This window comes from Candidatus Competibacteraceae bacterium, from assembly GCA_016713505.1.
In the GTDB taxonomy this organism is placed as follows: Bacteria; Pseudomonadota; Gammaproteobacteria; order Competibacterales; family Competibacteraceae; genus Competibacter_A.
In genome coordinates, this window is record JADJPA010000001.1 from 1,679,422 (window position 1) to 1,700,465 (window position 21,044).

General features: G+C 60.4%; 17 protein-coding genes and 1 pseudogene. 10 read left to right on the forward strand and 8 right to left on the reverse strand.

The window, feature by feature from the left end:
- Nucleotides 1–35 precede the first annotated feature (35 nt).
- The 4 genes from IPK09_07615 to IPK09_07630 all read left to right on the forward strand — a co-directional run bounded on the left by IPK09_07615 (nucleotide 36) and on the right by IPK09_07630 (nucleotide 5,472).
- Nucleotides 36–1,445 carry a sigma-54-dependent Fis family transcriptional regulator gene (locus IPK09_07615; GenBank protein ID MBK7983483.1) on the forward strand — a complete coding sequence of 470 codons (1,410 nt, stop codon included), beginning with the start codon at nucleotides 36–38 and terminating at the stop codon, nucleotides 1,443–1,445.
- A gap of 217 nt (nucleotides 1,446–1,662) precedes the next feature.
- Nucleotides 1,663–2,817: a DUF1611 domain-containing protein gene (locus tag IPK09_07620; GenBank protein MBK7983484.1), complete on the forward strand. Its 1,155-nt coding sequence runs from the start codon at nucleotides 1,663–1,665 to the stop codon at nucleotides 2,815–2,817.
- Complete coding sequence (locus IPK09_07625; protein MBK7983485.1) at nucleotides 2,814–4,526, forward strand: ABC transporter ATP-binding protein; 1,713 nt, start codon at nucleotides 2,814–2,816, stop codon at nucleotides 4,524–4,526. Before IPK09_07620 ends, IPK09_07625 begins: the two co-directional genes overlap by 4 nt.
- Before the next feature lie 28 nt (nucleotides 4,527–4,554).
- On the forward strand, nucleotides 4,555–5,472 hold the full coding sequence (locus IPK09_07630; protein ID MBK7983486.1) for a hypothetical protein: 918 nt from the start codon (nucleotides 4,555–4,557) through the stop codon (nucleotides 5,470–5,472).
- Nucleotides 5,473–5,476: 4 nt separating this feature from the next.
- On the opposite strand, the gene IPK09_07635 is transcribed toward IPK09_07630, so the two are convergent.
- From IPK09_07635 to sucC, 3 genes are all read right to left on the reverse strand, one after another.
- On the reverse strand, nucleotides 5,477–7,111 hold the full coding sequence (locus IPK09_07635) for an NAD+ synthase (protein MBK7983487.1): 1,635 nt from the start codon (nucleotides 7,109–7,111) through the stop codon (nucleotides 5,477–5,479).
- 108 nt (nucleotides 7,112–7,219) lie between these two features.
- Entirely contained in the window at nucleotides 7,220–8,095 is an 876-nt protein-coding gene (gene sucD / locus IPK09_07640; protein ID MBK7983488.1) for a succinate--CoA ligase subunit alpha, read from the reverse strand.
- A gap of 43 nt (nucleotides 8,096–8,138) precedes the next feature.
- Nucleotides 8,139–9,299: an ADP-forming succinate--CoA ligase subunit beta gene (gene sucC, locus IPK09_07645; protein MBK7983489.1), complete on the reverse strand. Its 1,161-nt coding sequence runs from the start codon at nucleotides 9,297–9,299 to the stop codon at nucleotides 8,139–8,141.
- 258 nt (nucleotides 9,300–9,557) lie between these two features.
- On the opposite strand from sucC, the gene IPK09_07650 reads away from it, so the two are divergent.
- The 4 genes from IPK09_07650 to IPK09_07665 all read left to right on the forward strand — a co-directional run bounded on the left by IPK09_07650 (nucleotide 9,558) and on the right by IPK09_07665 (nucleotide 14,489).
- Complete coding sequence (locus IPK09_07650) at nucleotides 9,558–11,195, forward strand: hypothetical protein (protein ID MBK7983490.1); 1,638 nt, start codon at nucleotides 9,558–9,560, stop codon at nucleotides 11,193–11,195.
- The gene (locus IPK09_07655) at nucleotides 11,174–12,613 is read left to right on the forward strand and encodes a sigma-54-dependent Fis family transcriptional regulator (GenBank protein MBK7983491.1); all 1,440 of its coding nucleotides are present in this window, start codon (nucleotides 11,174–11,176) and stop codon (nucleotides 12,611–12,613) included. Before IPK09_07650 ends, IPK09_07655 begins: the two co-directional genes overlap by 22 nt.
- 466 nt (nucleotides 12,614–13,079) lie before the next feature.
- Nucleotides 13,080–13,646, forward strand: coding sequence for a pilin (locus IPK09_07660; protein ID MBK7983492.1), 567 nt, complete (start codon nucleotides 13,080–13,082; stop codon nucleotides 13,644–13,646).
- 78 nt (nucleotides 13,647–13,724) lie between these two features.
- Nucleotides 13,725–14,489 (forward strand): hypothetical protein, encoded by a 765-nt coding sequence (locus tag IPK09_07665; GenBank protein ID MBK7983493.1) that lies wholly within the window; start codon nucleotides 13,725–13,727, stop codon nucleotides 14,487–14,489.
- Nucleotides 14,490–14,525: 36 nt separating this feature from the next.
- Here the strand turns inward: IPK09_07665 and IPK09_07670 are convergent, their stop codons facing one another.
- The 4 genes and pseudogenes from IPK09_07670 to argE all read right to left on the reverse strand — a co-directional run bounded on the left by IPK09_07670 (nucleotide 14,526) and on the right by argE (nucleotide 17,701).
- On the reverse strand, nucleotides 14,526–15,329 hold the full coding sequence (locus tag IPK09_07670; protein ID MBK7983494.1) for a DUF3782 domain-containing protein: 804 nt from the start codon (nucleotides 15,327–15,329) through the stop codon (nucleotides 14,526–14,528).
- Nucleotides 15,330–15,388: 59 nt separating this feature from the next.
- Nucleotides 15,389–15,556 (reverse strand): annotated as a pseudogene (locus IPK09_07675) (Uma2 family endonuclease).
- A 70-nt stretch (nucleotides 15,557–15,626) separates the two neighbouring features.
- Entirely contained in the window at nucleotides 15,627–16,544 is a 918-nt protein-coding gene (locus tag IPK09_07680; GenBank protein ID MBK7983495.1) for an AEC family transporter, read from the reverse strand.
- Nucleotides 16,541–17,701 (reverse strand): acetylornithine deacetylase, encoded by a 1,161-nt coding sequence (argE, locus tag IPK09_07685; GenBank protein ID MBK7983496.1) that lies wholly within the window; start codon nucleotides 17,699–17,701, stop codon nucleotides 16,541–16,543. The genes IPK09_07680 and argE overlap by 4 nt, the downstream gene beginning before the upstream one ends.
- Before the next feature lie 214 nt (nucleotides 17,702–17,915).
- Between argE and IPK09_07690 the strand changes: the two genes are divergently transcribed.
- Together IPK09_07690 and IPK09_07695 are read left to right on the forward strand one after the other, a co-directional pair.
- On the forward strand, nucleotides 17,916–19,052 hold the full coding sequence (locus IPK09_07690; protein MBK7983497.1) for a GNAT family N-acetyltransferase/peptidase C39 family protein: 1,137 nt from the start codon (nucleotides 17,916–17,918) through the stop codon (nucleotides 19,050–19,052).
- Nucleotides 19,053–19,082: 30 nt separating this feature from the next.
- Nucleotides 19,083–20,564 (forward strand): RimK family protein, encoded by a 1,482-nt coding sequence (locus IPK09_07695; GenBank protein ID MBK7983498.1) that lies wholly within the window; start codon nucleotides 19,083–19,085, stop codon nucleotides 20,562–20,564.
- 51 nt (nucleotides 20,565–20,615) lie between these two features.
- Here the strand turns inward: IPK09_07695 and IPK09_07700 are convergent, their stop codons facing one another.
- Nucleotides 20,616–20,945: a high-potential iron-sulfur protein gene (locus IPK09_07700; protein ID MBK7983499.1), complete on the reverse strand. Its 330-nt coding sequence runs from the start codon at nucleotides 20,943–20,945 to the stop codon at nucleotides 20,616–20,618.
- Nucleotides 20,946–21,044 lie beyond the last annotated feature (99 nt).

The window sequence follows — 21,044 nt, forward strand, 5'->3', positions numbered from 1 at the left end:
ATCCGCCCCTCGACACCCGACCGGTAAGCGCCGCCATGTCCAACGCCATTCTGATCATCGACGATGAGGCGACGCTCGCCAAGAACGTCAAGACCTACCTCGCCCGCCACGGTTATGAAGCGCAAGCAGCCGCCAGCGGCGAGGAAGGTCTGGCGCAACTCGACCATTTCAAGCCCGATGTGGTCCTGCTGGATTTTCAGATGGAGGGAATGAACGGCCTCGACGTATTGCGGCGGATTCGAGCGGAAGCCCCGCATATCAAGGTCATCATGTTGACCGGCCACGGCGGCGTGGAGGTGGCGGTCGAAGCGATGAAAGCCGGCGCTTACGATTATTTGACCAAACCGGTCGTGCTCGGCGAACTCAAGCGGCTGCTGGACAAGGCTGTCGGCCAAGACCGGTTGGAAAGCGCGCTGAGCTATTATCAAGGCCGGCAAGCGGAGCAAAGCGGCTTGAACAAGCTGTTGGGCGAATCGCCGCCGATGCTGGCGCTCAAGCACAAAATCCGCCAATTCATCGAAGCGGAACGCCGCTTGATCGACGGCGAACCACCCGCCGTGCTGATCACCGGCGAGACCGGCACCGGCAAGGAACTGGTGGCGCGGGCCTTTCATTTCGAGGGTCCGCGCCAGCGCCAACCTTTCGTCGAGATCAATTGCGCGGCGATTCCGGCGCAACTGCTGGAAACCGAATTGTTCGGTTTCGAACGCGGCGCTTTTACCGACGCTAAGGAGCGCAAGCTGGGTTTGGTGGAAATGGCTGACGGCGGCACCCTGTTTCTCGATGAAATCGGCGAGATGCAACTGTCGTTGCAGGCGAAGCTGCTCAAATTGTTGGAAGATAAGACCGTGCGGCGTCTGGGCAGCCTGCGCGATCAAAAAGTCAATCTCCGCATCATCGCCGCCACCAACCAATCCCTGGAGGAGCGAGTTCAGCAAGGGCAATTTCGCTCCGATCTGTTTTTCCGACTGCGCATCATTCACATTGCCCTACCGTCGCTGCGCGAGCGGGCTGAAGACATCATTCTGCTGGCCAGAGCCTTTCTCGACAGTCACGGCAAGCGCTACGGCAAGCCCGCTTTGCGCTTCACGGCGGCGGCGGAACAGGCGCTGTGCCACTACACCTGGCCGGGTAACGTGCGGGAATTGCGCAACGGTATCGAGCACGCCGTACTGTTGGCGGAAGACACTCACATCGAACCGCAACATCTGGCCGTTTGTCCGGCCTTGACGCCCGCGCCACCCAGCGCTGCGCCCAGCACTCTTGCCGCCGGTCAGAACTTCCCCCAGGAAGGGATCGATCTGGAACGGCTGGAGCAGGAGTTAATCGTGCAAGCCTTGCAGCATACCGGCTGGAACGTCAGCCGCGCCGCCAAACTGTTAGGTTTGTCGCGCGACACCTTGCGCTATCGCATGGAAAAATACCGACTCTACGCCCCGACTTAGCCGTTTTTTCCCTTAGCCCAAGTTTGGGGTGAATGACCCAGACCCTGGGTCAAATCCCCCACCCAACGGGCCCGCCCCTGCAATCCTTTTTAGTTAATAGAGATTAATATTAAATAAATCAATATCATAAAATAAAAATCAAAGTTGGCACCGGCTTTGCTCCAACACGCTTAACATCGTTACTGACGCCTTTATCGACCACCCATCGAGCGACGCCATGCCCATCTCAAAAGCCGAACCCATCTCCTTGCTCAACCGGATCAACCGGACCCCCATCGAGAAAGAACCGCTGACGCCCGAGCGGCTTGCCAGCGTCAGGATCGCCTACAGCGCCCGACGGGTCGAGCGCGAAGCGCTGCACATGCTGCTGCGCGGCCCCATCAAGCCGCGCGCCGGCGATCTGGTTCTGGCGCGAGTGGACCGCCTGGGCCAGCATCAGCGCATCGAATTGCCGCATGGGCGGCGGGCGCAGCTTTACGAGGGCGACGAAATTATCGTTTGCTACGGCAACCGCTATGCGCCCGATCAGTTTGAAGCTGTCGTCCCGGACCGCGTGGAAGAATGCCATCTGGTCGCCGGCGGCGGCGTCGCGGCGAAAATGTTGTCCCGCCACAGCAGCATGAAAAGGCCCACCACGCTTGCCCCGCTCGGCCTGGTGGGAGACGCTGAGGGCCATCGCGTGAACGTCGCCGATTGGGGTTTGCCCAAACCCACTCCGACCGCCGCCCGTCCCTACACGATCGCCGTGGTCGGCACCGCGATGAACGCCGGCAAGACCACTACGGCGGCCAATTTATGTAAGGGTCTGATCAGGGCCGGCACCAAGGTCGGCGCGGCCAAGATCACCGGCACCGGGGCTGGCTGCGACCGCTGGACGTTGGTGGACACGGGCGCTCATCCGGTGCTGGATTTCACCGATGCCGGTTATGCATCGACCTACCGGGTATCTCCATCCCAGGTCGAAAACATCATGACCCTGCTGTGCGGCCATCTGGTGGCGGCAGGCGCGGAATTCATCGTGCTGGAAGTCGCCGACGGCCTGTTTCAGGAAGAGACCTCGCGCCTGCTGGCCTCCCCGACCTTTACCGAGCAGGTGGACGGGATCATCTTCGCCGCTGGCGACGCGCTCGGCGCGCTGGCCGGGGTGGAATGGCTGCGCCGCCACCGCCTCCCCGTGCAGGCGGTCAGCGGCTTGCTGACGGCTTCTCCTTTGGCCTGCCGGGAAGCGGCCGCCACCGGCTTGCCGGTGCTATCGCAACAGCAGCTATCGCGTGGCGAATGGCGGCCCGACCGTCCGGCCAACGGCGCTGCCTCGCAGGCTTGGCAAACGCTCTGGGAAGATGCTTCCGCCGTTGTGATGGGTCTTGGTTGATGGCGCTACCCCGGATTCTCGACGGTCGCCGGCGCGGGTTGTGGCTGCGCTTGGTCGGCAACGGTTTGGCGCAAGCCGTGGCGGCGGTGGCGACGACTTTATTGATCCGCCATGTCTTCGACCGCTGGCTGACAGCCCCGCGCGCCGCGCTCCCGCTGGCGCTAGCGTGGATCGGCGCGGCTTTGGTGGCGCTTGCCTTATCGCGGGCCTGGCTGCGGATGCGGGAACGCACCGACGCCGAGCTGCTGGGCCAAGACTACGTTTATCGGGTACGACTGGCGATTTTTGATCGTCTCGGCACGCTGGCACCCCGCGTGCTGCAACGGCGGCGGCGCGGCAGCCTGATGCTGCGCTTCGTCGGCGATCTAAGCGCCCTGCGGCAGTGGGTCAGCCTCGGTTTGGCCCGCCTGAGCGTCGCGGGAGTGACCGCTGGCGTGGCCCTGGCGGCTTTGGCTTACCTGAATCCGACTCTGGCCGGCGCCATCAGTCTGACTTTGGCCGGCGGCGTGGCGACCGCGCTGGCCGTCGCCACGCCGCTGCGCGCGGCGGTGCGGGAATCGCGCCGCCGTCAAGCTTTATTGGCGGCGAATGTAAATGAGAAAATCGCGGCCATGACGGTGGTGCAACTGTGCGGTCAAATACGCCGGGAACGACGCCATGTTGCCCATCAAGGCCAGCGCTTGCGCGATGCGATGGTGGCGCGGGCGCGTATCAGCGGTTGGCTGCGCGCGATCACCGAAGCCACCGGCGCGCTGGCGGTGGCCGTCGTGGTGGTGCTGGGCGCGCTGGAAGTAGCCAGCGGCAGGACGACCCCTGGCACCGTCGTCGGCGCCATGACCATCGTCGGTCTTCTGCTGCCCGCCCTGCGCGATCTCGGGCGAACCCACGAATACGCCTACGGTTTTCGGGTTGCTTCGGAGCGGCTCCAACGCTTTCTGGAGTTGCCTAGTCTGGTCAGCGACTACCCCGGCGCTCCAGATTTGGCCTTGGTTCGCGGCCGGCTGGAATTGCGGCAGGCCAGCGTCGGCGGCGTCTTCGAGGGCTTGAACGCCACCGCGCTGGCCGGCGGGAGAATCGCTATCGTCGGCCCCAATGGAGCCGGTAAGTCGACCCTGCTGGCGTTGGCCGCCCGCCTGCTGGATCCCGACCGAGGTACGGTTTTGCTCGATAGCCAGGACTTGGCCCAACACAGCCTCGCTTCGGTGCGCCAAGCGGTCGGCATGGTCAGCGCCGAACTGCCCTTGCTGAAAGGAACCATCGCCAAAAACCTGCGCTACCGTTGGCCGGATGCTCCAGATCAAGAAGTCGCACGAGTATGCGCCTTGTGCGGGGTGGACGAATTACTGGCCGAATTGCCAGAAGGCGCGCAAACCCGCCTGCTCGAAGACGGCAAAAATCTGTCGCCCGGACAACGCCAGCGGATCGCGCTCGCCCGTGCGCTGCTCGGCCAGCCCGCGCTGCTGCTGTTGGATGAAGTCGAAGCCCATCTCGACCTGCGAGCCAGCGGCGTGATCGACCGAATCCTGGCGCATTATGACGGTACGGTGCTGATGGTCACCCACCATCGCGACCGCCTGTTTCAGGCTGACGAAATTTGGCACATGGCCGACGGGCGCTTGGTGGAGACCGGACCGCCGCTGAAACTGCTCAACAGCGATGGCCCCACCCGCCGCCTGTTTGGCGCGATACCCTGGACGGTCAATGAATAGCACGCTTTACCGTATGGCAAGGATCATCATGTTGACCAGCATCGCCTTTTCAAGCGCTGTGCCTGTCCGCTCCGGACTCGCCCGCCCGCCGGGTCCGTCGGTTTATCCCACGCTAGAGGCCGCCCGCCAGTCGCCCGGCGGCATCTTGTTGCGCCATTTGGCAAGCGATCCAAGGCAGCAATACTTCCTTTACCAGCCGCCGCGCACCGGTGCGGGCGCGCGCGTGCTCGTGGTCGTGCACGGAATTTCCCGCAACGCCGAGGAACACGCCCATCGTTTCAAGCGGCTGGCCAAGCAATACGGAATCGTGTTGATCGCGCCGCTGTTTCCCAAGGCAACTTTTCCCGACTATCAGCGCTTGGGGCGATCCGGCAAGGGCGGGCGACCAGATCGGCTCCTGCGGGCCATTCTTGATGAAGTGAATGATTTAACCGGAGCCGATGTCAGTCGGGTTTATTTGTTCGGTTACTCTGGCGGCGGCCAATTCGTTCACCGCTACGCGATGGCATACCCCGACCAAGTGGCGGCGGTGGCGGTCGGTGCCGCTGGCTGGTATACCTTTCCCGATCTGGCGGCCCGCTTCCCGCGCGGCCTGAAAACGCGCTCCAAGTGGCTGAAATCGCACCTTAAACCGGAAGCGTTTTTAAAAGTGCCGATGGCGGCGTTCGTCGGCGAGCGTGACGTCCGGCGCGGTTCGGAGCGTCCTGAACTGAAACAATCAGTCAAGGTCGACGCGCAGCAGGGCTTGACCCGTCTGGAACGCGGCCGGCATTGGATCGAAGCGATGCGCGCGGCGGCGGCGGCCCACGGACTGACGACCGCTTACCAATATGAGGTGCTACCCCACGCCAGCCATTCGTTCAAAGCCAGCATGAAGCACGGACATTTGGGACAGCGGGTCTTCGATTTCCTGTTTGGGTCGCCGCCCGTTCGCCGCTCGTCGTAATGCCTCAGCGTCGAAATCCTGAAGTGATCGGATAGCGCCGGTCGCGGCCGAAGGCGCGCGGGGTGATCCGCACCCCCGGCGCGGCTTGGCGGCGCTTGTATTCGTTGACGATCACCAGCCGCGCCACCCGCTCCACCGTCGCCCGGTCGAAACCGGCCGCGACCAACTCTTGCACCGAGCGATCTTCCTCCACGTAGCCGCGCAGGATGGCGTCCAATACGTCATAAGGCGGCAGGCTGTCTTGATCGGTCTGATCGGGGCGCAGTTCCGCCGACGGCGGCCGGTCGAACACCCGCTGCGGGATGATCGGCGACTGGCGGTTGCGCCAGTCGGCCAATCGGTAAACCATGGTTTTGAGCACGTCCTTGATCGGCGCGAAACCGCCCGCCATGTCGCCGTACAGGGTGGAATAGCCGACCGCCGTTTCGCTCTTGTTGCCGGTGGTCAACACCATCTTGCCGGTTTTGTTGGAAATCGCCATCAGCAGCACCCCCCGGCAGCGGGCTTGAATGTTTTCCTCGGCGATATCCGGCGGCAGCCCGGCGAACACGGGCTGCAAAATCTGTAAAAAGGCTTGAAAGGCCGGTTCGATGGGCAAGATGTGATACTTGACGCCCAGCGCCTCGGCTTCCAGCTCAGCGTCGGTGTTGCTCATATCGGCGGTATAGCGCGAAGGCATCAGCACCGCTTCGACCCGCTCAGCGCCCAAGGCATCGACCGCGACAGCGAGCGTCAGCGCCGAGTCGATGCCGCCGGATAGGCCCAAGACCACGCCGGGAAAGCCGTTTTTTTGGACGTAATCGCGCACCCCCAGCACCAAGGCTTGATAGATGCCCTCCTCCAAGCCCGGTTCCTCGGCGACGGGGCCTCGAACGGGAATCAACCGATCTTGGCCGATCTCAAAATCAACCGGATAGAGACCGTCCATGAAAAAAGGCGCTTGTTGGATCAACGCGCCGTCCACGCCGACCGCGAGCGATCCGCCGTCGAACACCAATTCGTCTTGCCCGCCCAGCAGATTGACGTACACGATGGGAATGCCGGTTTCCCCGACCCGCTGGCGCAACACCTGCAACCGTTGGCCGCTCTTGCCGGCGTGATAGGGCGAGGCGTTGAGATTGACCAGCAACCGTGCCCCGGCCTCGGCGGCTTGCGCCATCGGACCCGGCTGCCAGGCGTCCTCGCAAATCGTCACCCCGACCCGAACTCCCTTAACCACCGTCACCCCGGCTTCCGTTCCGGCGACGAAGTAGCGCTTCTCGTCGAACACGCTGTAGTTCGGCAGCAGTTGTTTGTAATAGGTCGCCTGAATCGCGCCGTCGCCGACCACCACGGCGGCGTTGCGCAAGCCTGCCGGCGTGGTGAGGGGGCAGCCGATCACGGCGGCGATCCCCTGAATCGCCTTGCATAGCCGCTGCAAAGCCGGTTCGATCTGGGCGATGAAACCGGGGCGCAACAGCAGATCTTCCGGCGGATAACCGGTCAGCGTCAGTTCGGGAAAAACGATGAGATCGGCCCGCCAGCGCTCGCGCGCCTCACTGGTGGCGGCGATGATTTTATCGGCGTTGCCGGCAATGTCGCCGACCAGCAAATTGATCTGGGCCATCACGACCCGGAATGGCGCGGCGGGAGCGGTCATGGCGTCTTAAGCGTCCTCACGGGCGGCCTGAAAAAATAACTTTTGAAGATGCTGAAAGGGGCGCTCGCGCGCCCCTCTCGGTTTCACAATCAGACCGAAGTCCGATGCTTAGGGAAAGAACTTCTTCATCGCCGCGCCGATGTCGGCCGGAGAGCGGACGATGGTCGCGCCGGCCGCTTCCAGCGCGGCGAATTTATCGGCCGCCGTACCCTTGCCGCCCATGATGATCGCGCCGGCGTGACCCATGCGTTTGCCGGGCGGCGCGGTGACGCCGGCGATATACGCCACCACCGGCTTCTTGACGTTGGCCTTGATGTACTCGGCGGCTTCTTCCTCGGCGCTGCCGCCGATTTCGCCGACCATCACGATGCCTTCGGTCTGCGGGTCGTCCTTGAACAGCGCGATCACGTCGATAAAGCTCATGCCGTGGATCGGATCGCCGCCGATGCCGACGCAGGTCGATTGCCCCAGCCCCGCGCGCGTCGTCTGATCGACGGCCTCATAGGTCAACGTGCCGGAGCGGGAGACGATGCCAATTTTGCCGGGCTTGTGGATATGACCGGGCATGATGCCCATCTTGCAGCCGCCGGGAGTGATGACACCCGGACAGTTGGGGCCGATTAGATAGGTGCTCTGATAATTGTTCATCAGCACCGCCTTCACCTTCAGCATGTCCGTCACCGGAATGCCCTCGGTGATGCAGGCGATGACCTTGATGCCGGCGTCGGCCGCCTCCAGGATGGCATCGCCGGCAAACGCCGCCGGCACATAGATCATGCTGGCCTCGGCCCCGGTGGCCTCGACTGCTTCGCGCACGGTGTTGAACACCGGCTTGTCGAGGTGCTTGGTGCCGCCCTTGCCGGGGCTGATGCCGCCGACCAGATTGGTGCCGTAAGCGATGGACTGTTCGGAATGGAAGGTACCCTGCGAGCCGGTGAAGCCCTGGCAGATGACCTTGGTGTCTTTGTTGATCAGAATGCTCATGGTCGTCTCGTTCTCTCTGAATCGTGGAAACCGAATGCGCCGCTTACTTGACAGCGCCCACCGCCTTCTTGGCGGCGTCGGTGAGATCGTCGGCGGCCATGATGTTCATGCCGGATTTGGCCAACATCTCGCGGCCCGCTTCCACGTTGGTGCCTTGCAAGCGCACCACCACGGGCAGGGTCAAACCCACTTCCTTAACGGCGGAAATAATGCCCTCGGCGATGGTGTCGCAGCGGACGATACCGCCGAAAATGTTGACCAGAATCGCCTTGACCTTGGACGAGGACAGAATCAGCTTGAAGGCCCGCGCCACGCGCTCGGCGGTCGCGCCGCCGCCCACGTCCAGGAAGTTGGCCGGTTCGCCGCCTTGCAGCTTGATGACGTCCATGGTCGCCATCGCCAAGCCCGCGCCGTTGACCATGCAGCCGATGCTGCCGTCCAGCGCGACGTAGTTGAGGCCGATCTCGTGGGCGATATGCTCGCGTTCGTCTTCCTGGGTCGGATCGCGCATTTCGGCCGTGTCCTTGTGCCGGTACAGGGCGTTGTCGTCCAGGCTGACCTTGGCGTCGAGCGCCATCACTTGGCCGTCGGTGGTGACGATCAAGGGGTTGATCTCGACCATGCTGCAATCTTTCTGAACGAACAGGTTGTAGACGCCGCTCAAAACCTTGACCAGTTGATCGACTTCCTTCTTGCCCATGCCCATGCGGAAGCCGAGATCGCGCGCTTGATAGGGCTGGATGCCGGCGACCGGATCGACGGTCAGGGTCAGGATTTTCTCAGGCGTCTTGGCGGCGACTTCCTCGATGTCCATGCCGCCCTCGGACGAACCGATCAGGATGACGCGCTTCTTGCTGCGATCCACCAAGGCGCTCAGATAGTATTCCTTGGTGATATCCACGCCGTCCTGAATCAGCAGGGCGTGGACCTTGACGCCGTCCGCGCCGGTTTGCTTGGTCACCAGGGTCGATCCCAGCAGCTTGCCGGAAATGTCCTCGACATCCTGGAGGCTGCGCGCCAGCTTGACGCCGCCGGCCTTGCCGCGACCGCCCGCGTGAACCTGGGCCTTGACCACCCAGAGCGGACCGCCGATTTGCTTGGCCGCTTCGACGGCTTCCTGCTGGGAGGTGACCTTGATGCCGCGGGGTATCGCCACGCCGAATTGCTGTAAGAGTTCTTTTGCTTGGTATTCGTGCAGGTTCATGCGGATTACATCCCCCTTTTTCAGTGAGGTTGCGATTATACCCCGAATCGTCTCACTCTTCACGCGTGCCGTGAAGGCCTTTCAACCAACCCGTCCCAATACCGGTAGCGTTACAATCAGCGTTACAATTTATCGATGCCATCCTCGTTACAAAAAGCCAATCGCCCTGTCCGCGCCATGATGACCGTTGTTGATTTGCCTTCTGGACTCCCTGCCGACCGTTTCCTCGACCGTCGCCATTTGTGGCGCGCATTTCGGGTGGCTAACTTCTATCGGCTGATCCTGGCGGCTTTGTTGCTGGTGACCTTCGCGCTCGACGAACAAAACCGGTTGTTCGGCAAGCAATACCCTGCCCTGTTTCTCGGCACGGCGTTGGCCTACATGGCGCTGGCGTTGCTCGGCGTCGCCGGCAGTTACTGGCGACGACCGAGTTTGGCGGTGCAGGCCCACTGGCAAATGCTGCTGGATTTGGCGGCCTTGACCGTGATGATTCATGCGTCCGGGGGCTTGACCAGCAGCCTGATCAGCCTGCTGATCACCGCTATCGCCGCCAGTAGCATTCTGCTGCCGTTAAGCTCGGCGCTGTTAGCCGCCGCCTTGGGATTTTTTCTACTGACCAGTTCTTGGTTGATCGCGCATTGGTACCCGACTGACGCACGGGAAAGAGGTGTCCGCCCGCCCGACAACTGGTCCGATCTACTGGAGCCTTTGCGCGATGTCTCTGACAGTTGGGTCCGATTGGGGGTTATCGGCGCTGCGTTATTCATCACGGCGGGATTGAGTTACGCGCTGGCGGAGCGGGCGCGGCGCAGCGAGGCGCTGGCCCGCCGGCGTACCTGGGAACTCCTGGAAATCGCCGAACTGAATCAAGGCATCATCCGCCACTTACACAACGGCGTCGTCGTCGTGGACCGCGCCGATCAGGTTCAGTTGTTGAACGACACCGCCAGGGATTTGCTCGGCTGCGCCAAGGTGCGGCCGGCCATCCCCTTGGCGGAGCTGTCCGCGCCGCTGCAAGAGCGCTTGCACGACTGGCGGGCCGGCGTTGCGGATATTGCAGCGTTTCGGCCGATTGCCCACCGGCCGGAACTGATTCCGCGCTTCACCCGACTCAGCGGCAGCCAAGCCACCAATGTGTTGATCATGCTGGAGGACTCCGAACAAGTGACCGAGCGCTTGCAGCAGATCAAGCTGGCGGCGCTGGGTCGGTTGACGGCCGGTATCGCTCATGAAATCCGCAATCCGTTGTCCGCGATCGGCCACGCCGCCCAACTGATGCAAGAGTCGACCGGAGCCAGCGCCAGCGACCGGCGCTTGGGGCAGATCGTGTATGATAATGTCAAACGGGCCAATCGCATTATCAATGACGTGCTGGATTTAGCCCGGCGCGATCGGGTCCAACCCGAGCTCATTGCGTTGTTGCCTTGGTTGGACAATTTTTCGCAGGAGTTTTGTCGCAGTGCGGAAAACCCGCCGCCGGCCTGGAGTCAAACCGTCGATCCGACCGATATGCAGATCACTTTCGACCCCCACCAGTTACGGCAAGTCCTGTGGAACCTCTGCGCGAACGCCTGCCAACACGGCGCTCGACCCGGAGAGACACCGGTGGTCGCACTCCGCGCCGGCATCGAACCGATTCGCGAGCGGCCGTTTCTGGAGGTGCGCGATGCCGGCCCCGGCGTTGCCCCGGAAAATGCCGAAAAACTGTTCGAGCCGTTCTTCACCACTCGCTCCAAGGGGACCGGACTGGGCCTGTATTTGGCGCGGGAACTGTGCGAAGCCAATCGAGCCCATTTACAATATTTGCCCATTCCTGAAGGTGGTAGCTGCTTCCGGATCACCTTCGCTCCCGCTTTAGCTACGGAGATGGACCGATGGACGACTGCAATGCCTTGATCGTGGACGATGAAGCCGATATCCGTGAACTGATCGAAATGACGCTGCTGCCGCTGGGCGTCACTTGTCTGCCGGCGGAAACCTTGAGCGAAGCCCGCGCTTTTCTCAAGCGCCAACCTCTCAGTTTTTGCATTACCGATTTGCGCCTGCCCGACGGCAACGGCCTGGAGTTGGTGGCCCACATTCAGAAGCATTATTCCAACCTTCCGGTGGCGGTGATCACCGCGCACGGCAATGTGGAAAGCGCGGTCGAGGCTTTGAAGCTGGGGGCGTTCGACTTCATTTCCAAACCGTTTGAGATTTCGGTATTGCGCGATATGGTGGCGACCGCCTTGCGGCTCAACCGCAGCGGCGAGCCACGCAGCGGCGACCCGCGCGCGCCCGTGCTGTTGGGCCGTTCGGCGGCGATGGAGGGCGTGCGCGCCTTGATTGCCAAGCTGGCGCGCAGCCAAGCGCCGATCTTGATCAACGGCGAATCCGGCACCGGCAAGGAACTGGCGGCGCGCTTGATCCATCTGTCCGGCCCGCGCGCTGACAAGCCGTTTGTGCCGGTCAACTGCGGAGCCATTCCCGAACAGTTGATGGAAAGTGAGTTCTTCGGCTACAAGAAAGGAAGTTTTACCGGCGCGAGTCACGATAAAAGCGGCCTTTTTCAAGCGGCCCAAGGTGGAACCTTGTTTCTGGACGAAGTGGCCGAACTGCCGATGCACATGCAGGTCAAGCTGCTACGGGCGATTCAGGAGCGGGCGGTGCGGCCGGTCGGCGCGCAAGCCGAGGTCGCCACCGACGTGCGAATTCTCAGCGCCAGCCATAAGAACTTGGCGGCGCTGGTGCGCAACGGCGCGTTCCGTCAGGATTTGTTTTATCGCTTGAACGTGATCGAGCTGCGGATGCCCAGCCTGCGCGAACATCCCGACGATATTACGGAGTTGGTGACCGCCACTTTCGACCGCCTGAGCCGCCAATCCGGAGCGCCTCGGCCGACGGTCACGCCTTCCGCGATCCAGGCGCTCCAGCGCTACCCGTTCCCTGGCAACATTCGCGAACTGGAAAACATTCTGGAGCGAGCGTTTACGTTGTGCGAAAGCGGTGTGATTCAGCCGGAAGATTTGCTGCTGCCAGCCACCACCGGAATTTCCGCACCGTTGAACGCTCCGGCCGCAGTCTCTAATCCCCCTTCAATAAGACCGGATCCGATCTCGCAAGGCGGCCCGTCCGTGCGTCGGTCGGAGGAGCCGAAAACGCAACCGATGCTGCCGGTGGTCAACAATTTGGAAGGCTATCTGGAAGGCTTGGAAAAGGCGGCGATCCTGCGCGCCCTGGAAGCAACTCGGTATAACAAGACCGCCGCCGCCGAAAAGTTGGGGATCAGCTTCCGGGCCTTGCGCTACCGGTTGAAAAAGCTGGGGCTGGAGTGAATTAATATTGCGCTGCCGCCGTACTGGGCCAGCGACTCTTCCTCGGTGATCAGAATCGCGAGCTCGGTAACGGCTCTCGATGTTATAGCGACAACCGAACCACAACGGCAGCAGAGTGGGTGGTTCGGTGAAATCCATATCCCGGAGCATCACGAACCTCGCGACGGCAATCCTATCAGCCGTTCCCAACAAAATTTTGACTTAACCTTTTGCGACTGACTTTTTTTGTCACATCTCACCACTTGATGTAACTAAAAGATTTCTTTATTCCCTAATTAGGAAAATTAATGTTGCATACTTAATATCACTTAATTACTCAATTTATTGATTTTAAAGTAATTTAAAAATTAAAGTTTTCAAAACCAACTCATTGGCACAACCCCTGCAATAACTCTACGCGAAGGGATCAAATGGCGGTCCCCTAAAATCTAAACCCCTGTTTTTCAAGTGTAATAAGGAGTCATCCATGAAAAAATTCCAGAAAGGCTTCACCCTGATCGAACTCATGATCGTCGTAGCGATCATCGGCATCTTGGCTGCCATCGCGATTCCGGCGTATACCGATTACACCGTTCGTGCGAAGGTCTCGGAAGGTCTGATGCTGGCTTCATCCCCCAAGGCCACGATCAGCGAAAGTTTCCAATCTTCCGGCCTAGTTGGCGTGGCGGCGGCGGCGGCGGCTTGGAATGCCGCAGGGTTCGGCGCAACCAAGTACGTCAATAACATGGTCGTCCAAGCTGCTCCTGGTGCCACTCTGGGCGAGATTACCATTACCTACGACAGCACTGCCAATGGTATCTCGCAATTGGCTGCCGCCCAAAACACCCTTGTCTTGGCGCCATACCTGCGTATTGGCGGTGGCGGTGCTGTTCTTGCTGCCGCGACTAAATTGGGTAGCGTGGTGGCGGGTCAGGAAGGTTCGGTTGACTGGGGTTGTGCCTCGGTCACGCAAACGAGCGCCACTAGCAAACAGATGGCCGGTATCACGGCGGGTACTCTTCTGGCCAAATATGCCCCCGCCGAATGCCGTTAATCCCTGGCTGGATGTAGGAACGAAACCCCCGGAAACGGGGGTTTTTTGTGCTTCTCATCCCTGCAAAGAGTTGACGCCATGACCAGATTCCGCGCCTTTACCATCCATCTGACCTCCAGCATTTTGATTTTCCTGTTCTTCCTGGGCCTCATGTTTTTCGTCTGGTATCCGGTCCCCTATTTCGAAATCGACGGCGGGTGGAAAGTGCTGCGGATTCTGGCCGGTGTCGATGTTGTGCTGGGTCCATTACTCACCCTGATTGTCTTCAAACCCGGCAAACCCAGCCTCAAGTTCGACATGAGCGTAATCGTGCTGGTGCAACTGGTCGCACTGCTTTGCGGTGCAACGATCATTTACCAACAACGCCCCACTTTTACCGTGTTTGGCATGGACCGTTTTAGCTCAATTCCAGCAAAAGAGGTGGAATTCGAGAAATTAAAATTTCCAGAATTAAAACGGACCGCTGGAATCGGCCCATTGTTGGCACAAGCTCGTTCGCCGGACGATCCGAAATTACGGCGGGACATCATGTTCGGCGTTCTGCTGCAAGGTCAAAAAGATTTGGAATTTAGAGCGGAGTTTTACGAGCCTTACCGACCCGACCTCGAACACCTCCGCGCCCGCAGCGTGGATTTAGCGAAAATCGCGTTGCTCGATGCCCAGGCCAAGCAAGCCATTGATACCTTCATCAACCGTCAAGGAGGGAAATTAGAAGATTATTTCTATCTGCCGCTACGAGGAAGAAACAAGGATATCGTGATGGTAATTTCGTCTAAGGACGGGATGCCAGTGGGTCATATCAGCATCAATCCGTGGATCAGCGATTATCCGAGCGCACCCTGAAGCCGCCATCATAATCGAGTCAGAAAATATAGGCTTTCATAACGCTTTCACGTCGATCAAATCGCTATACAACTCAATCCCCAACTGTTCGGCCACCTTGCGCGCCCGCGCGTCCACCATCGGCGAGATCACCAGCAACCGGTCGGCCTTCTCGTCGTGCCGCCGCTCGTAAAACCGCGCCTTGCACTCGAAAGCGTATATTCCGGCCTTGTCAATGGAGGATTTCAACTCACAGATCAGCAGCAATCCATTCATGACGATAATATCCAGTTCTACTTGATCCGGTCGACCGAACACTTCACCCTGATCGTCGTATTCGTTGACGTTCAGCACCCGGACATCGAAGTTCTTCTCCAGAATCCCCGCCAGCGCATCGCGGAACGTTTTTTCGGACTGCATCCCCCACCGCGCGCCCAACGCGCCGATGCTGCGATCATGTTTCGACGCTTGGGCCATGACCGCTTCATGAAGCCGCTGCAACTCTTTCTGGTTGTCTTCCCATTTGCGCTTGTGCTCCTCTTCCCTGATGTTTTGCACCTCCCAGCGGTGGTTTTGTTCTTGCCGATCTCGGTTCTGCTGCTCGTAAAGTTTCCTGAACTCTTCGCGCATCTCCGCTTGGTTTTCATCCCACTTGCGGTTTTGCTCCTCCCACTTGCGGTTTTGCTCCTCTCGGTCGCGCCGCAGTTCGCCCAACAGTTGAGAAAAGCGATCCTCTGTCTCGGCACGACTCGGATGTTCCTGTCGCATCAACTCCAACAAAAAGTTATGCAAGCTAGGATCATCCCGTAGCAAACCGGGCAACTCCCGCCGTATCATTGCCTTTAAATCAGTGACATCCATAACCTCATCTCCGAACCACGCCCTTTCGCAACTCACTCAAAACCAGATCGACTTTCAAGGCGCACCGGCGAACCCCTGTAAACCACTCCTTCGATCAACTCCGCTTTTTTCACGCCCGGCATGGCGGCATAGCGCCGCTCGAACTCCGCGCGACCGACACGGTCGCCAGTTTCCAATGGCGGTATCGTTCGCAAAGATCGTATTGGAGTTCCCGTTATCGCGCTCATGGTTTCGCCTCCGTCCGTCGTCACTTTTGAATTTGACGCGCTACTTTTTCAATCGTTTCAATGGGCGACTTCATATCACCCACAATAAAACCACCGGCAACGTCACCAGCGCCAGCGCCGTTTCCACCGTGAGAATCGCCGCAATCAAGGCCCCGTCGCCGCCCAGTTGTCGCGCTAGGATGTAAGCCGCCGACGCGCTCGGCAAGGCCGCGAAGGTCACCAACACCACCGCTTCCAGTCGTCCGGGATTGACCAGCCAACAAAGCACTCCCGCCAGCGCTGGCATGACCAATAATTTCAAGACGCTGGTTCCAACCAGCAAGCCCGGCCGCGTCAGCGCGTCCAAGCGCAAGCCCGCGCCGACCGCCAGCAAGCCCAACGGCAACGCCGCCCGCGCCAGAATATCCAACACCGCCGCCGAACCGAGCGGCAAGCCGATATCCGTTACATTCAAACCGATCCCGACCAAACAGGCCACGATCAGCGGATTAGAAATCAATCCTCTTAGAATTCCGTCTAAGGTTGCCCCACCGCCCGCGTGAGCGGTCAGCACCAGCACGCACAGCACGTTGATCAACGGAATCATGATCGCCATCACCAGCGCCGCCATCGTGCCGCCTTCGTTGTGAAACACCGCCAACACCACCGCCAGTCCGACATAGGTGTTGAAACGGATCACGCCTTGATAAACCGAAGTAAACGCCGGACCGTCCACTTTCAGCCACGGCCGGAGTACATAGACCGCCGCCGTCATGACTAACAGTAACATCACGATAATCAGCGCCACCGGCTTCACGGCGTAGCCGGTCAATCTCGCCAAGGCAAGCTGATGCACCAGCAACGCCGGAAACAGCACGAAATAAGTGAAGCGTTCCGCCGCCGGCCAGAACCCGTCGCCCGGAAAGCGTAACCACCGCAAGCCCGCGCCGAGCAAGATCATGGCGAAGATCGGACCCAGCGCGCCGACGATCAACGAAAGATTGTTCATTCGCCCCGCTCGCAGAAGCGCCCGATCAAACTCCGTAACAATTCCAAGGTCGGCTGTATGCTCGCGAGCGGCAGAAACTCGTCCGGTTGGTGCGCGCGATCCACGCTGCCGGGACCGAGAATGATCGTCTCCATTCCCAAGGCGTTCAGATACGGCCCTTCGGTCCCAAAGCCCACCGCGCCGGCCGGTTCGCCGGTCAACTCTTCGGCCGCCCGCACGATGGCCGCCGCCGCCGATGTTTCCAACGCCTCAATGCCGGCAAACAGCGGTCTGAAACTCAGCTTAAGCGCTCCATCCGCTAGCAGCCGCTCCAATCGCTGCCGCATCGCACCGCGCAGCTCCGCCAGCGTCATGCCCGGCAACGGCCGAATATCGATGTGCAATTCGCAATCGGCGCAAATTCGGTTGGGGTTGTCGCCGCCGTGGATGCTCCCTAAATTCAGCGTCGGAACCTCCACCTCGAACAACGGATTGCGATAGCGCGCCTGCAATTCCGCGCGCCAGCGCAGCAACTCGCCGATCGCGTGATGCATCCCTTCCAAGGCGCTGACGCCCAACGCCGGATTGCTGGAATGACCGGAACGACCTTCCAAACGGATCGCTTCCATCAAAATGCCTTTGTGCATCCGCACCGGCTTTAAATCGGTCGGTTCGCCGATCAGCGCGTGGCGGCCCAGCGGCCGACCGGCCGCCGCCAGCGCCCGCGCGCCGCTCATGCTGCTCTCCTCGTCCGCCGTCGCCAAAATCACCAGCGGTTTCCGTAACGCTCGCGCCTTGACCGCGCTCGCCGCCTCGATCGCCAGCGCCAAAAAGGCTTTCATATCCGCCGAACCCAGACCGTAAATCCGCTGGTCCGCAATCACGCCCTCGAAGGGATCGTAACGCCAGCGTCCGGCGTCATAAGGCACGGTGTCGGTGTGTCCCGCCAGCACCAAACCCCCTGCCCCTTCACCCAAGGTCGCGATCAAATTGGCTTTGTCCGGTCGCTCCGCCAGCGGCTCGATGCGGACCCTAAAGCCGGCGTCCTCCAGCCAGCCCGCCAGCAGGTCGATGACCGCCCGGTTGCTCTGGTCGAATTGCGGCGACACGCTGCTGACCGAGGGCGTGGCGATCAATTGACGGATGCGTTCCAACAAACGGGGATCGGGGCTGGTCATCACGATTTTCACTGGCGATGGCGGCGGGGACTGCGTGATAATACCAGTACATTCAATGAAAGCGCCGTTCTCGATAGAGCGTCAAGGCCAGCCGCACAACTCCGTTTGGCTTGAAGCGCCCGGTTCGTCCCCTTTCGTTTGACCCATCCCCGCGAACCGTTTCATCTGTTACGTCCGCGTCTCCTATCCATCGCCGCAATCGTTTGTTACCGCCATGCTGCGTCATGCCACTTTGGACGACATCCCGGCTTTGCTGGCCATCGAACAGCAATGCTTTAGGACGGATCGCCTGTCCCGGCGCAGCTTCCGCCATCTGCTCACGCACGGCAACGCCGCTATTTTGCTGGATGACCAGGAAAGGCAGATTCGCGGTTATGTGCTGTTGCTGTTTTCGCGCGGCACCTCAATGGCCCGGCTCTATTCGATCGCAGTCCATCCCGACCATGGACGACGCGGCATCGGCGACCGGTTGCTCGAAGCGGCTGAAGCCGCCGCGCTGGAGCGGGACTGCGTGTCGATGCGCCTGGAAGTGCGCCGCGACAATCCCGCCTCGCTGGCGCTGTTTCGCCGTCACGGCTACCGCCAGTTCGAGGAAACGCCAGATTATTACGAGGACCACATGGACGCCCTGCGCTTCGAGAAGCGTTTGGTCCCGTATTTGCAGGTCGATCTGGTGAAGGTGCCGTATTACCAGCAAACCTTGGATTTCACCTGCGGGCCAGCGGCGCTGATGATGGCGATGAAGGCGTTGGACCCCGTCATGGAATTGAATCGCAAACTGGAATTGCGGCTGTGGCGCGAGGCTACCACTATTTTCATGACCTCCGGTCACGGCGGCTGCGGTCCCTATGGCTTAGCGCTGTCGGCGTACCGGCGCGGTTTCGAGCTGGAAATTCATGTCAACGAAAACAACGTCTTCCTGATTGACTCCGTACGCAGTCTTGAGAAAAAGGAAGTCATGCGCTTGGTTCAGGAAGACTGGATCGAGGAGTTGAGTCAGTTGCCGGTGCTATTGCGCTGCGGCAGTTTGGGCGTGGACGAGTTGCGGCAAAAATGCGAGGCCGGCGGCGTGCCGTTGGTGCTGATCAGTTCCTGGCGCATCTACGGCGAGCGTTTTCCGCACTGGGTGGTGGTCACCGGCTTCGACGATCATTACATCTACGTCCACGATCCCCTGGTCGATAGCGAGGAGGGTGAAACCGTCACCGATTCCATCAACATGCCGATCCCACATCGGGAATTTCAGCGTATGGCCCGCTACGGTAAAGCCAGCCAGAAGGCCGTGCTGGTCCTTTATCGCGCCAACCGCCGGCCCGAACCGCCGGTCCCTCCCACCATCATCATTGGATAACCGCAGCGTCAGGAGCACCGCTTTACTTCGATGGCCGATCACATCATCTTGGTGGAAAATCCCACCGACTGGAAAACCCACTTTCCGAAACTGCCCGTCGTCGCCGCCAAGGACTATCTGGCCAAACCCGAATACTCGTCCGCCGGCCGCAACCTGCGGGTGCTGAACCTCTGTCGCAGCTACCGCTATCTCAGCGTCGGTTACTACTGCTCGCTGCTGGCCGAAGCCCGCCGCCACCGGGTCATCCCCAGCGTGCGCACCCTCAACGACCTCAGCCGCAAATCCATCTATAGCCTCGATATCGAAGATCTGGACGATCACGTCCAGCAGGTCTTGGGCAAACCCCGACCCGGCTTCACCGCCACCGCCTTCGAACTGGACATTTATTTCGGTCAGTGTCCGGCCAAGGAATTGCAAGAACTGGCGCGTCAATTATTTGGCGTTTTTCGCGCGCCACTGTTACGGGTGGAATTTCGCCTGCAAGGTCAGTGGCGCATTGCAACGCTCAAGGCCTTGCACCTGTCTTCGCTGTCGGCCGAGCAGGAAGAAATGTTCATGGGCGCGCTGACGACCTATCTCAGCCGGCGCTGGCGACAGCCTCGGGCGCGCAGCAACTACCGCTACGATCTGGCGGTGCTGCACAATCCCAAGGAAGCCATGCCCCCCTCCAACCCCAAAGCCTTGCAGCAATTCGTCAAGATCGGCCGCGAGTGCGGCGTCAACGTCGAACTGATCGAGAAAAAGGACTACGGCCGGCTGGCGGAATTCGATGCCTTGTTCATCCGCGACACCACCGGCATCGACCACTACACCTACCAGTTCGCCAAGAAGGCTGAGAGTGAAGGCATGGTGGTCATCGACGATCCCGACTCCATCCTCAAATGCACCAACAAGGTGTATCTGGATGAGCTGTTGCGCACCCATCGCATCCGCACCCCCAAAACCGTCATCGTCCGCCGGGACAACCTGGAACGGGTGGACAACGAAATCCCCTACCCCATCGTGCTAAAAATTCCTGACGGTTCTTTCTCGCGCGGCGTGTTCAAAGTCACCAACCGTCCCGAACTGCTGGAAGTCGCCGGCCGCTTGTTCAAGTCGTCCGATCTGGTGCTGGCTCAGGAGTTTCTCTACACCGATTTCGACTGGCGGGTCGGCATTCTCAACCGGACCCCTCTGTTCGTCTGCCAATACTTCATGTCGAAGGAACACTGGCAGATTTACAACCACGAACCCGGCCAGGAACGCGCGGCCCGCGAGGGTGATTCAAAAACTTTCCGAGTCGAAGACGCGCCGGAAATCGTGGTCAAGACCGCGCTCAAGGCGGCCGGCCTGATCGGCAACGGCTTCTACGGGGTCGACCTGAAGCAGACGACCAAAGGCGTGGTGGTCATCGAAATCAACGACAATCCCAACATCGATCACGGCGTCGAGGATGCGGTGCTGAAGGAAGAGGTCTACCGCACGATCATCAACGATTTCGTCTGGCGGCTGGACCGCAAGCGGGGAAAATGAGCGGGCGGGGGACAGGAAACGAGGCAACCGCCACCTGTCCCCGCGAACGGATCAGGATGCTTTCTTGACCCAAGCGGTACACCAGCCGTTGGCGGCCACCAGCTTGTTTTGAAAGATCGCGCAAGGGCCAGTGGCGTCGCCTGCCTTGCCGGTGTACAAACCACAATTGGCGCAATGCGCGGTGGCGTCAGTGCGCTTCTCAGCTTTGGCTGCATCCTCCTTATAACCCAACGCCGACGCCTGCGGATCAGCCTCGGTGACCGCATCCGCCGCCCCAGCGGTTCCGCTCAGCAGCGCGTTGGCGAACGGCGCGGCGGCAAGACCGATGGCGGTCAGTTTGATGAAGCGGCGGCGGCTGTTGTCAGGGGCGTGACTCGTCATGATGGTTCCCTCGAAGTTATTGTGAAAGATTGGGAAACCCGCGCTAATACATCTCACGCGAGCGCGGGAATTATACCACGGGCCGCCAAGCGGCGGCTC

Bases quoted from the DNA above. Each gene is read 5' to 3' on its own strand.
- IPK09_07620 (MBK7983484.1), top strand. From the start codon at position 1,663: ATGCCCATCTCAAAAGCCGAACCCATCTCCTTGCTCAACCGGATCAAC.
- argE (MBK7983496.1), bottom strand. From the start codon at position 17,701: ATGACCAGCCCCGATCCCCGTTTGTTGGAACGCATCCGTCAATTGATC.
- IPK09_07680 (MBK7983495.1), bottom strand. From the start codon at position 16,544: ATGAACAATCTTTCGTTGATCGTCGGCGCGCTGGGTCCGATCTTCGCC.
- IPK09_07695 (MBK7983498.1), top strand. From the start codon at position 19,083: ATGGCCGATCACATCATCTTGGTGGAAAATCCCACCGACTGGAAAACC.
- IPK09_07665 (MBK7983493.1), top strand. From the start codon at position 13,725: ATGACCAGATTCCGCGCCTTTACCATCCATCTGACCTCCAGCATTTTG.
- IPK09_07690 (MBK7983497.1), top strand. From the start codon at position 17,916: ATGCTGCGTCATGCCACTTTGGACGACATCCCGGCTTTGCTGGCCATC.
- IPK09_07615 (MBK7983483.1), top strand. From the start codon at position 36: ATGTCCAACGCCATTCTGATCATCGACGATGAGGCGACGCTCGCCAAG.
- IPK09_07700 (MBK7983499.1), bottom strand. From the start codon at position 20,945: ATGACGAGTCACGCCCCTGACAACAGCCGCCGCCGCTTCATCAAACTG.
- IPK09_07655 (MBK7983491.1), top strand. From the start codon at position 11,174: ATGGACGACTGCAATGCCTTGATCGTGGACGATGAAGCCGATATCCGT.
- IPK09_07660 (MBK7983492.1), top strand. From the start codon at position 13,080: ATGAAAAAATTCCAGAAAGGCTTCACCCTGATCGAACTCATGATCGTC.
- sucC (MBK7983489.1), bottom strand. From the start codon at position 9,299: ATGAACCTGCACGAATACCAAGCAAAAGAACTCTTACAGCAATTCGGC.
- sucD (MBK7983488.1), bottom strand. From the start codon at position 8,095: ATGAGCATTCTGATCAACAAAGACACCAAGGTCATCTGCCAGGGCTTC.
- IPK09_07630 (MBK7983486.1), top strand. From the start codon at position 4,555: ATGTTGACCAGCATCGCCTTTTCAAGCGCTGTGCCTGTCCGCTCCGGA.
- IPK09_07635 (MBK7983487.1), bottom strand. From the start codon at position 7,111: ATGACCGCTCCCGCCGCGCCATTCCGGGTCGTGATGGCCCAGATCAAT.
- IPK09_07670 (MBK7983494.1), bottom strand. From the start codon at position 15,329: ATGGATGTCACTGATTTAAAGGCAATGATACGGCGGGAGTTGCCCGGT.